We start from the raw sequence: 12,603 nt of genomic DNA on the forward strand, positions 1-12,603 counted from the left end.
ACCTCTCGTTCGTCGGATGCGGGCGCCTCGCCGATGCGGCCTCCCCCAGGGACCGCACGACGGGCGATCTCCCCCCAGGCCACGATGTTCTCCGCGGGCGCCTCACTACAGTTCGATCACAGGTGTGCTCACCGCTCCGCCGTCGGCCTGCGGGCGGCGGACGATCAGGCTCGCGGCACCGGATGCCACCGCGGGGAACGAGAACCGCCCGTCCTCGTCGGCCTCCGTCGTCTCCGGCGCCACGCCGGGTCGGTGCAGTTCGACCGTGCACGACGGCGTCGGCACCGCGATCCAGCCGTCGACACGGATCCGGCCCGCTCGCTCGGCCGAGAGCTGGATCATGAGCGTGAGGTCACCGTGCGTGAAGGAGATCGTCCGCGCCTCGGTCGGCACACCGTCTGCAGGCACCGTCGCCGAACGTACTCCCGCCAGTGGCTCCGACACGTGCACGGCCTGCATCATCTCCGCCTCCAGCCCCGCCAGCGTCGCGGCGAACAGCGATCGCTCGACGAGGTCGTCGGGCATCGGATCGAGCCGTCCCGCCACCTCGGAGAGGTGGGTCAGGACGGCACGATCGGCATCGTCCAGGGGCTCGGCCGGCGAGAGCGTGAGCTCGTCGTCCCGGACCTCCGGCAGTTCGTCCCCGTTCAGATCCATGCGCCACCACCCATCCGGTCCAGCTCGGTCCTGAGCTTGGCCAGGCAGCGGCCACGCGTCGCCCCGATGCTCCCGACCGGCATGCCGACCGCGGCGGAGATCATCCGGTAGTCCGGCCGATCGGCGAGTGCGACCAGGTGCAGCAGTTCACGACAGCGCTCGGACAAGGTCGCGAACGCCTTCCACAGGATCCGGTCCCGCTCCTTCGTCAGGACCTGGGCGTCCGGCTGCGGCGCGGCATCGTGCAGTGCCGCGTGCTGCCTGTGGTCCTCGGGCAGGTCCGTCCGGCGTGCGGCCACGGCCCGCTCGTTGCGGGCCGCGTCCCATGCCGCACGCCGGGCCGTGGTGAGCAGCCACTTCAGGACGGCACGAGGCTCCTCGATCCGGTCCGCGTGCTTCACGAGCTGCACCCACGTGTTCTGCACGATGTCGGCCGCCTCGTCACGCCCCACACCCTGGGCCCGCACCGTCGCCCACAGCAGCGGTGTCACCTCGCGGACGACGGCGTCCAGTCGGTCCGTGCGGCCCTCCCGATACGCGAGCAGCGCATGCGCGGCGCGCTCCCCGAGCGTGGAGCCGGGAGCGTCGTGGGACTCTCGTGCGGACGGAGCGTCGCAGCGTCTTGTCATCGCCTCGATGCGGGGTCTCGACGTCCGCGGGCGCAGACGTATCGGTTCTGGACCCTGCAAATATACGGGGGCACTCGGACACGCACGACGCGCCCGAGCCCTCCTCACCGGAACGTGCACCCGGCACCCACCCCTCTGGGACGAAGCGACGATCGGAGTCCCCCGGGGACGGGCACGACGCCCGGCCCCGAGATCTCCTGCTCTCACCAGTAGAGAGGGTGGACGACGGAGTTTGATACACGACAGGAACGACGCCGGCCCGCGTCCCCTCGAGGGGCGCGGGCCGGCGTCGTCGGCTCGGGTTCCGGCTCAGGCGGCCGCGGCCTCCGCCAGGAGGTTCGACGTGCGCGACTGGTCGAGCGGAATGCCCGGGCCCATGGTCGTCGTCATCGTCGCCTTGGTGATGTAGCGGCCCTTCGAGGAGGACGGCTTGAGACGCAGCACCTCGTCGAGCGCCGCACCGTAGTTCTCCACCAGCTGCTCGTCCGGGAAGGACACCTTGCCGATGATGAAGTGCAGGTTCGCGTGCTTGTCGACACGGAACTCGATCTTGCCGCCCTTGATGTCGGTCACGGCCTTGGTCACGTCCATCGTCACGGTGCCGGTCTTCGGGTTCGGCATGAGGCCGCGGGGGCCCAGCACCTTACCGAGGCGGCCGACCTTGCCCATCAGGTCCGGCGTGGCCACCGCGGCGTCGAAGTCGGTGTAACCGCCGGCGACCTTCTCGATCAGCTCGTCGCCACCGACCTCGTCGGCACCCGCGGCGCGGGCCTCCTCGGCCTTCGCGGCGTTGGCGAAGACGATGACCTTGGCGGTCTTACCCGTGCCGTGCGGCAGGTTCACCGTGCCGCGGACCATCTGGTCCGCCTGACGCGGGTCCACACCGAGACGGAACACGACCTCGACGGTCGAGTCGTACTTGGTGGTCGCCGTTTCCTTGGCGAGGCGGACGGCCTCGAGCGGCGCGTAGAGGTGGTCGCGGTCGACCTTCGCGAACGCGCTGCGGTACTTCTTGCTCTGCTTGGCCATTTCTGTGCCCTTCCTTCGTGGTCGTAGCGGGCCTGGCGGCCCTGCCACAGTGGCGTCCGACGACGGTCGCCGGCGCCCGGTTCGCTCGCACGCCGGGATCGCGGAGTCCGCGAGCCCGGTGACGGCGTCACTCGCTGACGGTGATCCCCATCGAACGGGCGGTGCCCGCGATGATCTTGGCGGCCGCGTCGATGTCGTTCGCGTTGAGATCCGGCATCTTGGTCTGCGCGATCTCCTTGACCTGGTCCATCGTGAGGTTCGCGACCTTGGTGGTGTGCGGCGTGCCCGAGCCCTTCTGGACGCCCGCCGCCTTCTTGATGAGCTCCGCGGCCGGCGGCGTCTTCGTGATGAAGGTGAAGGAGCGGTCCTCGTAGACCGTGATCTCCACCGGGATCACGTTGCCGCGCTGCGACTCGGTCGCCGCGTTGTAGGCCTTGCAGAACTCCATGATGTTCACACCGTGCTGACCCAGCGCGGGGCCGATCGGCGGGGCGGGGTTCGCCGCACCGGCCTGGATCTGGAGCTTGATGAGGCCGGCGACCTTCTTCTTGGGGGGCATGCTCTGCGCTGCTTTCTGTTGGTGGGCCGACGCCGTGGGCGATGACCCGGTTGCAATGGGAGACGGGGTGGATCAGATCTTGGCGACCTGGTCGAACCCCAGCTCGACCGGGGTCTCCCGGCCGAAGATCGAAACGAGCACGTGAAGCTTCTGCGACTCCACGTTGATCTCGGAGATGGTGGCGGGCAACGTGTCGAACGGACCGTCCGTGACGGTGACCGACTCGCCGACCTCGAAGTCCACGTGCACGGCGGACTTGGCCGACGCACCGGAGGCGGTGGACTCGGCGGCGGGCTTCCCGGCGGCCGGCTGCGCCTCGACGGTCGGGGCGAGCATCGAGTAGATCTCGTCGAACGTGAGGGGCACCGGCTGGTGGGTGTGGCCCACGAAGCCCGTCACACCCGGTGTGTGGCGCACGGCGCCCCACGACTCGTCGGTGAGATCCATGCGCACGAGCACGTACCCCGGGATGCGGACCCGGCGCACGATCTTCTTCTGCGCGTTCTTGATCTCGGCCACCTCTTCCATGGGGACCTCGATCTGGAAGATGTAGTCCTCCATGTTCAGGCTCTGGATGCGGTTCTCCAGGTTGGCCTTCACACGGTTCTCGTAGCCCGCGTAGGAATGGATGACGTACCAGTCGCCCGGCTGCGAGCGGAGCATGCTCTTGAACTCCGCGACCTCGTCGACGACCTCGTCGGCGTCCTCGGCCGGGGCGTCCTGGTCCGCCGGAGCCGCCTCCTCGGCGGGAACCGCCTCGTCGTCGGCAGCGTCCGCAGGCGCGTCGGCGTTCTCGGTGTCCGCGGTCACGTCACCGGCCACCTCGGCGCTCTCGGCGTCGGGCAGTTCGACGTTCTCCGTCTGGTCCAGAGAATCCTGGGACACGTACGAACCTGCTTTCTTCTCCTGGCCGGGAAGGACCCGGCACAACTTGCGAACCCGGTGGCTCGGATGCGGCCTTCGGAACACGACACCACACCCGGCTCCCATTGTCGCGCAGTGTGCGCGGTGAGGAGCGACCGATCGCGCTCCGGCGTCGTGTGCCGTGCGACACGGCACCCGCGACGAACCGGTGGGACCGAGGGCTCAGCGAACTCGCGTCACGAACCGAAGACCAGGAAGGCGAGCTTGCCGATCCCGAAGTCGAGCGCCGTCACGAACAGCATCACCACGACCAGGAACACCAGGACGACCCAGGTGTAGTTGAGCAGCTCCGAGCGCGTGGGCGTGACGACCTTCTTGAGCTCGCCGATCACCTGGCGCACGAAGAGTGCGATCCGCGCGAAGATGTTGCGGCGACCCTCGCTGGGACGTTCCGCAGTGCTCTTCATCACCTCGGTGTCGCTCACTGCTAACCCCACTCCTGTGGCATCTGCCCCGCCACGGGGGCGGGACGTTCTGGCCCGGCGCCACTCACGTGGCCCCGCTCTGCGTGATCCCGGCGGGACCGACGCTGGCAGGGTAGACAGGACTCGAACCTGCAACCTGCGGTTTTGGAGACCGCTGCGCTACCAATTGCGCCACTACCCTTCGGCTCCGCCCCGTCGACACCGGGTCACGGCCCCACCAGGGGCGCGCTCCAGCATGGCGACGAGCCAATCACCGGTGCACAACTGTACGGCACGGGAGGCGGTGGGTCGAACCCGATCCGATCCGGGCCCGCGGCCCGGTCGCCGCCCCGGCCCGCAGACCGTCAGCCGCCGGCCTCCCCGGCACCGCCGCCGGAGCCGCCGCTGCCGCCACCCGCACCGTCCTCGCCGGTACCACCGCCCGACCCGTCGTCCGGTGGCGGGGTCGTCGCGGAGTCGTCGGGCGGCTCGGACACACCGCCGGTGGGCTCGCCCGTCGGCTCGCCGCTGGGCTCCTCGCTCGGCTCCTCCGTGGGTTCCTCGCTCGGCTCCTCGGTGGGCCCGGTCGGGGTCGACGACGGCGTCGACGACGGAGTCGAGGACGGCGCCGGGTCCGGTGTCGTGGGGTCCGTCTCCGGGACCAAGGGCACCGTGGGGTCCGTGGAGGACACGGTGGGCGACGGCGACGGCTTCGGCCGCTTGGAGGACTCCCGGGTGATCTCGCTGGCCGGGGTCCGGGCCCAGTCGCTGTTCAGCAGACTTGTCAGCGCGAGCCCTCCGGCTCCGAACATGAGCACCGTCGCCACCACGAGAGCGACGACACGTCCGCGCCGCGGAGGCGGCCCCGGCTCGGCGACGACCGGCCCGGAGCCGGCCGGCTGCCGCTCCCCTGCGGCGTCGAACACGGCCGGCGGAAGCACCTCCGTCGACGCCGCATCGGTCTCCGGGACGTAGGCGCCCACCACGGTGGTGCGCGAGTCGCCGCCCGCACCGTCGGACAACTGGCCGACCCGGAGGGTTCCCCCGCCGACCTGGTCGAGCTTCTCCGTCGGGTCGCTGCCGATCTGGGCGAGGTCGACGGTCGGCTCGCCCGGTGGTGCGGCGACGATCGCCCGCGTGCCGGGACCGTCGAACCCCTTCAGCAGGGACCGGACCGCGGCCGCCATCGCACCGGCGTCCGGGTAGCGCCGCACGGGGTTCTTCGCCATGGCGCGGGCGACGATCCGGTCGACCGCCGCCGGCACCGTGGGCCTGCGCGCCGACACCGCGGGCACCGGCGCCTCGACGTGCGCCCGTAGGACGTCCTTGGCCGCCGCGCGTTCGAACGGGGCATGTCCGGTGATCGCGTAGTAGGTCAGGGCACCGACCGAGTAGAGATCGCTGCGCGCGTCGAGCGGCTGGCCCTTGGCCTGTTCCGGCGACATGCCGATGATCGAGCCGGAGACGGTCTCGCCGTCCCCGGAACCTCCGGCCGGCGCCGTGAGCCCCAGGTCGAGCAGGCCGACGCCGTACGATCCGTCCTCACGCCGGTCGACCATGACGTTGCGCGGCGCGACGTCACGGTGGACCAGCCCGGCGGCGTGCACGGCGGCGAGCCCGTCCAGCACGTCGGCGACGATGTGCAGCGCGCCCTGCCAGGGCAGCCCGCCCCCCGCTGCCGTGTCCGAGAGCAGGGAACCCGGGAACCGGCGCATGACGGTCCACGGCACGACGGCGCCCGCCACGTCGTCCTGCCCCGTCGCCAGCACGGAGACCACTCCGGGATGGTCGACCTGCGCCGACGCGGTGACCTCGCGCTGCAGGGCCGCACGCGAGAACTCGTCGTCGACCAGGTGGGGATGCAGAACCTTGACCACCAGCGGCCACGAGTCGCCGGGACCGCTCGCGTCGATCTCCCGCGCCTCGTAGACCGTGAAGGTGGCGCCCGTGCCCAGCACGTCACCGAGCTCGTACCGTCCGCCCAGGACGACGCGGCCGCCGTGGCGCTCGGGCTCGGCCGGCATCCCGTCCAGGTCGGGCTGGGTGGGCTCGCCGTCGGGTCCGGGTGCGACGCCACCGGACGCCTCGGCCCGATCCTCCTCGCCACCACGGCCGCTCGCGGCGCCGGTGTCGTCGTGCTCGCCTTCGGCCTCGCCGTCGTGCTTGGCGGGGTCGGTATCGGCGGGGTCGGTATCGGCGACCTCGGGCACCTCGGCCCCGGGTCGGGCAGCGGCGGCGCCGGTGGGGTCGCCGGTGTCGACGACGCCGGGCCGGGCGCCGTCGGCGTCGTCTCCGTCGGCAGCGGCGTCAGCGTCGACGTCGGCAGCGCCATCGCCATCGGCGTCGGCGGGGTCGTCGGAGTCAGCCACCTCGGTGTCAGGGTCGGCGGCGTCGGTGGAGGCGTCCGGCTCGGAGCCGTCGTCTGCGCGGACGGCGTCAGCGGGCTCCGGGACCGCAGCGCCGGGCGCGTCCTCGGAACCAGCGGTCGCGGGCTCGGGCCCGGGCTCGAGGTCGTGGTCGTCGGGCACGCCCTCGCCAGGCGTTTTCGGTGTACTGGTCATTTCTCCCGGGAGCTCCGGCGAACGACGCCAGGCCGCTCTCTCGAATGTCAGAATCGTGGAAACAATCACGGACGGCGCATGCCGCGCCCAGCCCGCTTTGCCAGACTACGCAGATGCGAGACCTGGCGCTCCTTCCGAAGGCCCACCTACACCTCCATTTCACGGGATCCATGCGAGTCGGAACGCTCGTCGACCTGGCCGCCAAGTACCGGGTCAAGCTTCCCGGAGCGCTGACCGACGGCGACCCGTTGCAGCTCCCCGCGACCGAACGCGGCTGGTTCCGCTTCCAGCGCCTCTACGACGCCGCACGCAAGTGCGTGCGCTCCGAGGAGGACATGCGCCGGATCGTCGACGAGGCAGCCGCCGACGACGCCGCCGAGGGCTCCGGGCGGCTGGAGATCCAGGTGGATCCGACGTCGTACGCCCCGTTCACGGGCGGGATCACCCCTGCCGTGGAGATCGTGACCGATGCCGCGCGCCGTGCGAGCGACGACCACGGCATCGAGGTGGGCGTGATCGTGGCCGCGTCACGGATGAAACACCCGCTCGATGCCCGGACGCTCGCCCGGCTCGCCGCGCGCTACGCGGGTGACGGCGTCGGGGACGTCGTCGGGTTCGGGCTGTCCAACGACGAGCGACGCGGGGACACGACCGGATTCGCCCGTGCCTTCGAGATTGCCCGCCGCGCGGGTCTCGCGGCCGTGCCGCACGGTGGCGAGCTGCTCGGCCCCGACCACATCGCCGTCGTGCTGCGCGACCTGGAGCCCAACCGGCTGGGGCACGGCGTACGCGCCGCCGAGAGCGACCGGCTGCTCGAACGGATCGTCGAACGGGAGGTCGCCCTGGAGGTGTGCCCCGCGTCCAACGTGAGCCTGGGTGTCTACCACGACGCCACGGAGGTGCCGCTGCGTCGGCTGGTGGACGCCGGAGCCCGGATCGCGCTGGGCGCCGACGACCCACTGCTCTTCGGCTCCCGGCTGCTGGCTCAGTACGAGACCGCGCGGGAGGTGCACGGGTTCTCCGACCGGGAACTCGCCGAGCTGGCGCGGTCGTCGATCCGGGCGAGCCGGGCGTCGTCGTCCACGAAGCGACGGTTGCTCACCGGGGTCGACACCTGGCTGACGGCGCCCGATCCCGGAAACAGCGCAGGTGAGGGTACATTTGGCAACAATCAAGGCGAGCCGGTCACGGTTGTGTGACGATCTCTTGGGGCAACGAATGTCGACGCTGGCGCGTCAGCCCTCGGTGACGCACACTCGCGGAGAGTGCTGCGGCACTTCTCAAGAGGTCGCGCCGGCGCGGCCTCCCAGCCGGCAGGCACCCCGACCGGGTGGCCTCACGAGGGGAACGACATGCTCAGGACACACGGCGCACGCCACACCCGACACGGGGTGGCGGTGCTCACGGGCCTTCTGCTGTGCGGCACGGTGCTGGCCGGGTGCTCCACGGAGAGCGATCCGGAGGCCGGCGGTACAGCGCCCTCCGACACCGCTTCGGCGTCCGCTCCGGTATCGCCCGGTGCGGACGGCGAGCAGACCACGGAGGCGAGCCCGACGCCCTCCGAGGAGCCGAGCGGCACCGGCGAGCCGGAGAGCCCGGATCCGGAGGGGTCGGAGCAGCCGACCGACGACGCGGAGGGCCAGGAAGGCGACGGCGCCGGGAACGAGGGCGACGAGAACGACGACGGCAGCACCGACGACGGCAGTGACGAGAACGGCACGGACGAGGACGCGGAAGCCGGGCAGGACGAGGAGCCCGAGCTGCCCGAGTACATCGCGTTCGGCGAGGACAGCGAACGCGTCGCGGACGTCCAGGAGCGGCTGCGGGATCTCGGCTACCACATCACCTCGGTCGACGGCGCCTACGGCGGAGAGACCCAGCAGGCGCTGTGGGCGTTGCAGAAGGCGGCCGGCCTGTACCGGGACGGTGTCGTCGGGCCGGACACGCGGAGCGCGCTCGACCGCGGGGTCGTGCCGCAGCCGAAGAGCTCCTCGGGGAAGGTGATCGAGATCGACATCGCCCGGCAGCTCGTCCTGGCCGTCGAGAACGGCCGGGTCGTCAGGGTCATCAACGCGGCGTCCGGCAACGGGGAGCGGTTCGAGGCGAGGGGGAGGACCTACACGGCGTCGACGCCGCGGGGCGACTTCACCGTGTACAACCAGATCGACGGGATGCACTCCTCGACCCTCGAGCTGGGCGACATGTGGCGTCCCAAGTATTTCAACGGTGCGATCGCCCTGCACGGGTCGAGCTCGGTGCCGCCGTTCCCGGCGTCCCACGGCTGTGTCCGCGTGTCGAACGCCGCGATGAACTGGATCTGGGACACCTGGGGGGCGCCGCCCGGGACCCGCGTGCTGGTGTACTGAGGAGGCGCGTGGTCAGGCGTCCGTTCCTCAGGCGTCCGTTCCTCAGGTGTCCGTGCGGCACTCCCCGCGGCCGGCCAGCGCGAGACCCTGCCGGTCGCCGTCGCCCAGTTCCCGGACGTCGAGCGAGCCTTCCGGATACATGACCTGAGTGGGATCGTCGACGTGCTCGAGTCCGAGGGCGTGGCCCAGCTCGTGCACCGCCACCGTCTCGATGTAGTCCCGTCCGCCCGGCGCGTACAACCAGCGTTCGAGCACGTCCTCGTTCAGGGTCACGGCACCCGTCACCAGCCGGGACTCACCGCCGACGGTCACCATGGTCGCGCCGCCGAGCCCCGCCACGTCACGGTCGAGGGCGGCCAGTTCGTCGCCGCCGGCCCAGGCGATCAGCAACGGGGCCCACCGGTCCCCGTACCTGTCCGGCTGGATCGGCCTCCGGCGCTCGGACGGTCCCTCCCGTGTGGCCCCGTCCTCCTCGAAGCGAAGGCCGCTGGCCTCCTCCACCCGCTCGACGGCGTCGCGGATCTCGGCCAGCACGGCCGCCGGCATCCCTTCGGTCCGTACCACGTAGTGCAGCGGCCGGCACGGGTCGTGCCGCACGGGGGCGCCGTCGTCGGCCACGTGCTCGAAGGCGTGGGCACCGCCGGGACCCGGGTCGACGGCGGGGAGGAGGCGTTCCGGGCGCGCGTCCTCGGGGACGGGCGGGATCGGGACACCGTCGATGCGCGGGCGCGGCCCGCCGGCACCGTCGGCGTCGGGGCGCCAGACGAAGGGCTCCATCGAGGCCTGCTGGTCCAGGTGAAGGACCTGCCGCAGCTGGGGCAGACCGACCGTGACCAGCAGCGTGGCCACCACGACGAAGACGGCCAGGGTGAGCAGCGTGCGGGCGACTCGTGGCATGGTCACCTCCCGCCACCAGAATGGACTACCAGGGAGACACGCACGAGACGTCCTGATGGTTCCCACGAAATCGACGGACTTCACCCGCGGCATGTCGAAGATGTGCACAATCTCCGCGCCCTGTGTAGATAGGCTTGCAGGGTGACCGCAGACCAGGACGTGCTCCCCCACAGCGCCGTCGTCCCGAGTCTCGCCGACCTCACCACGCTGAGGGTCGGCGGGCCTGTCGCCGCCTACGTCGAGGCGACGACCGAGCAGGAGTTCCTCGACGCCGTGCGCACGGCGGACGAGACCGGTACCCCGCTCCTCGTGGTCGGTGGCGGTTCGAACCTGCTCGTCGCCGACGAAGGTTTCGACGGGGTGGTGGTCCGTGACGTCCGCAGCGGGCTCGAGGTGGCGTCGGCGGACGCGTGCGGTGGGGCCGTCGTGTCCGCACCCGCCGGCCAGAACTGGGACGGGCTCGTGCGGGAAGCGGTCGACGCCGGCTGGTACGGGGTGGAGGCGCTGTCCGGCATCCCGGGCACCGTCGGCGCCGCGCCGGTGCAGAACATCGGGGCCTACGGGCAAGAGGTCGCCTCGACGCTGGCCAGCATCCGCGTGTGGGACCGGGCGCAGGCGCGGGTACGGACGCTCACCAACAGCGAACTGGGCTTCGGTTACCGCACCTCGGTCCTGAAGCGGTCCATGCACGCCGCCGGGCGTCAGGAAGGGAACGACCCGCTGGCCCCGTGGTATCCGACGCCGCGCTACGTGGTGCTGGACGTGACGTTCCAGATGCGGCTCGGCACGCTGTCCGCCCCCATCGGGTACGCCCAGCTCGCGGCCCGGCTCGGCGCCCAGCAGGGGGACCGTGTGCCCTCCGTGGACGTGCGCGAGGCGGTGCTGGAACTGCGCAGCAGCAAGGGGATGGTGCTCGACCACCCCGACGCACCGGACCACGACCGGTGGAGTGCGGGATCGTTCTTCACCAACCCGATCGTGCCGATCGAGCTCGCCGAACGGCTGCCCGCGCCGGCACCGCGCTTCCCGGTCCGGAGGGTGGCCGAGCCGGGACAGGAGGCCGGGGTCGACCCGACGTGCGTGAAGACGTCCGCCGCGTGGCTCATCCAGCACGCCGGCTTCGCGCCGGGGTTCGGCCTCATCGGCGAGCACAGCCCGGCACGGCTGTCCACCAAGCACACGCTCGCGCTCACCAACCGGGGCGGGGCCCGCTCGGAGGACCTGGTCGCGCTTGCCCGGGCGGTCCGTGACGGCGTGCGGGACCGTTTCGGGATCACCCTGGTACCGGAACCCGTCCTGGTGGGCCTCGCGCTCTGACGTCCGGGCCCGTCACGGGCCAGAACGCCGGCGGCGGGCCGGCCGCGACGGACGCGTGACGGTGTGCTGCCGCTCAGAGCTCCGGGACCGGTCCCGTCGTCGTACCCTCCTGGAACGTCGTGCCCAGGACCACGTCCTCCGGGGAGTCGCCGGCGAGCACCGCGGCCACCGCGGTGCCGAGCAGGCGCCCCTTCTCGACGAGCGGCTGGCTGACCGACGTCAGCACGTCCGGCGACAGCCACGGCAGGTCGAGCCCGTCGAAGCCCGCCACCGAGACGTCCTCGGGAACACGCAGGCCCAGCTCGCGAGCCGCGATCACCGCACCGGCGGCCAGCAGGTCGGAGTGTGCCACGATCGCCGTCGGACGTTCGTTCGCCGGGGCCCACTCCCCCAGGATCTCCGTGGCCGCGTCCCGGCCGTGCTCCACGAGAGAGGCCGGTGTCTCCCAGGACATCACCGGCTCGATCACGTCGCGTACTCCCGCCAGGCGGTTGCGGGTGGGTGTCCGGTCGGCCTGCTCGAGACGCTCGACGTCGACCGGCCCGGAACGCTCGCCACGGCCGAACGGCATGGTGATCTCCGCGATGCGCGTGTGTCCGAGGTCCACCAGGTGCCGCACGACCTCCGCCGTGCCGGTCCGGTCGTCGATCGCCACGACCGGCACGTCGTCGACCTTCGCGCCCTCGCCGATGACGATCGGTACGCCACGCCGCTGCAGGGCGGAGATGTTCGGGTCGTCCGTGAGGGCGCCCCAGACGAGCACGGCGACGTCCATCGCGGCCGTCTCCACCAGCGGATCGACGGCGATCGTGGCCTCCGGCGCGTCCCCCAGCCCGCCGACGGCCGGCGCCTTGGCGCCCTGCGGCTCACCGGGGATCAGCAGCACGCCCATGCCCTGCTCGCCGATCGAGGAGACCAGGCCGTGCATCACCTGCACCGCCACCGGGTCGCGGAACGAGCGCCCGAGCTGGTCGCCGATGACCACGCCCACGATGCCCGAGCGCCCCTGGCGCAGCTGGCGGCCCAGCGGGTTGGGCCCGGAGTAGTCGAGCTCCTTCGCCGCCGCCAGGACGCGGTCCCGGGTCTGCGGCGTGATCGGCCCCGAACCGGAGAACGCGAGCGATGCCGTCGACACCGACACCCCCGCGCGCTCGGCGACCTTCGCCAGGGTCGGCTTGTTGCCGGACTGCCGGCTCATGGACTGCTCCTTCGCGCGTGTAAATCGATTCTCGGACCGTATCGTTTCGCGGGACAATATCT

12 protein-coding genes and 1 tRNA gene are annotated in these 12,603 nt (G+C 71.6%); 3 read left to right on the plus strand and 10 right to left on the minus strand.

Going from position 1 to position 12,603, the window contains the following annotated elements:
• Positions 1–105: 105 nt before the first annotated feature.
• The 8 genes from J0911_RS06615 to J0911_RS06650 form a co-directional block, all read right to left on the minus strand.
• The gene (locus J0911_RS06615; RefSeq protein ID WP_242636342.1) at positions 106–657 is read right to left on the minus strand and encodes a hypothetical protein; all 552 of its coding nucleotides are present in this window, start codon (positions 655–657) and stop codon (positions 106–108) included.
• Entirely contained in the window at positions 648–1,286 is a 639-nt protein-coding gene (locus tag J0911_RS06620; RefSeq protein WP_207274649.1) for an RNA polymerase sigma factor, read from the minus strand. The genes J0911_RS06615 and J0911_RS06620 overlap by 10 nt, the downstream gene beginning before the upstream one ends.
• A gap of 309 nt (positions 1,287–1,595) precedes the next feature.
• Complete coding sequence (gene rplA, locus J0911_RS06625) at positions 1,596–2,315, minus strand: 50S ribosomal protein L1 (protein WP_207274650.1); 720 nt, start codon at positions 2,313–2,315, stop codon at positions 1,596–1,598.
• Between the two features lie 127 nt (positions 2,316–2,442).
• Positions 2,443–2,874, minus strand: a complete 432-nt coding sequence (rplK, locus tag J0911_RS06630) for a 50S ribosomal protein L11 (protein WP_207274651.1) — start codon at positions 2,872–2,874, stop codon at positions 2,443–2,445.
• 72 nt (positions 2,875–2,946) lie between these two features.
• The gene (nusG, locus tag J0911_RS06635) at positions 2,947–3,759 is read right to left on the minus strand and encodes a transcription termination/antitermination protein NusG (RefSeq protein WP_207274652.1); all 813 of its coding nucleotides are present in this window, start codon (positions 3,757–3,759) and stop codon (positions 2,947–2,949) included.
• A 215-nt stretch (positions 3,760–3,974) separates the two neighbouring features.
• A complete protein-coding gene (gene secE, locus J0911_RS06640; RefSeq protein ID WP_207274772.1) occupies positions 3,975–4,205 on the minus strand; it encodes a preprotein translocase subunit SecE in 231 nt (76 codons plus the stop codon).
• A 123-nt stretch (positions 4,206–4,328) separates the two neighbouring features.
• Positions 4,329–4,404, minus strand: a tRNA-Trp gene (locus J0911_RS06645).
• Positions 4,405–4,567: 163 nt separating this feature from the next.
• Positions 4,568–6,763: a protein kinase domain-containing protein gene (locus J0911_RS06650; protein ID WP_207274653.1), complete on the minus strand. Its 2,196-nt coding sequence runs from the start codon at positions 6,761–6,763 to the stop codon at positions 4,568–4,570.
• 113 nt (positions 6,764–6,876) lie between these two features.
• Between J0911_RS06650 and J0911_RS06655 the strand changes: the two genes are divergently transcribed.
• Complete coding sequence (locus J0911_RS06655) at positions 6,877–7,962, plus strand: adenosine deaminase (protein WP_207274654.1); 1,086 nt, start codon at positions 6,877–6,879, stop codon at positions 7,960–7,962.
• Positions 7,963–8,115: 153 nt separating this feature from the next.
• The gene (locus tag J0911_RS06660; RefSeq protein WP_207274655.1) at positions 8,116–9,129 is read left to right on the plus strand and encodes a L,D-transpeptidase family protein; all 1,014 of its coding nucleotides are present in this window, start codon (positions 8,116–8,118) and stop codon (positions 9,127–9,129) included.
• Between the two features lie 42 nt (positions 9,130–9,171).
• Here the strand turns inward: J0911_RS06660 and J0911_RS06665 are convergent, their stop codons facing one another.
• Positions 9,172–10,026, minus strand: a complete 855-nt coding sequence (locus J0911_RS06665; RefSeq protein ID WP_207274656.1) for a matrixin family metalloprotease — start codon at positions 10,024–10,026, stop codon at positions 9,172–9,174.
• A gap of 141 nt (positions 10,027–10,167) precedes the next feature.
• Here J0911_RS06665 and J0911_RS06670 point away from each other — a divergent pair, with 141 nt between their 5' ends.
• Positions 10,168–11,343 carry a UDP-N-acetylmuramate dehydrogenase gene (locus tag J0911_RS06670; RefSeq protein WP_307864950.1) on the plus strand — a complete coding sequence of 392 codons (1,176 nt, stop codon included), beginning with the start codon at positions 10,168–10,170 and terminating at the stop codon, positions 11,341–11,343.
• 73 nt (positions 11,344–11,416) lie between these two features.
• On the opposite strand, the gene J0911_RS06675 is transcribed toward J0911_RS06670, so the two are convergent.
• On the minus strand, positions 11,417–12,541 hold the full coding sequence (locus J0911_RS06675) for a LacI family DNA-binding transcriptional regulator (protein ID WP_207274657.1): 1,125 nt from the start codon (positions 12,539–12,541) through the stop codon (positions 11,417–11,419).
• Positions 12,542–12,603 lie beyond the last annotated feature (62 nt).

Source organism: Myceligenerans salitolerans (assembly GCF_017349295.1).
GTDB lineage: Bacteria > Actinomycetota > Actinomycetes > Actinomycetales > Cellulomonadaceae > Myceligenerans > Myceligenerans salitolerans.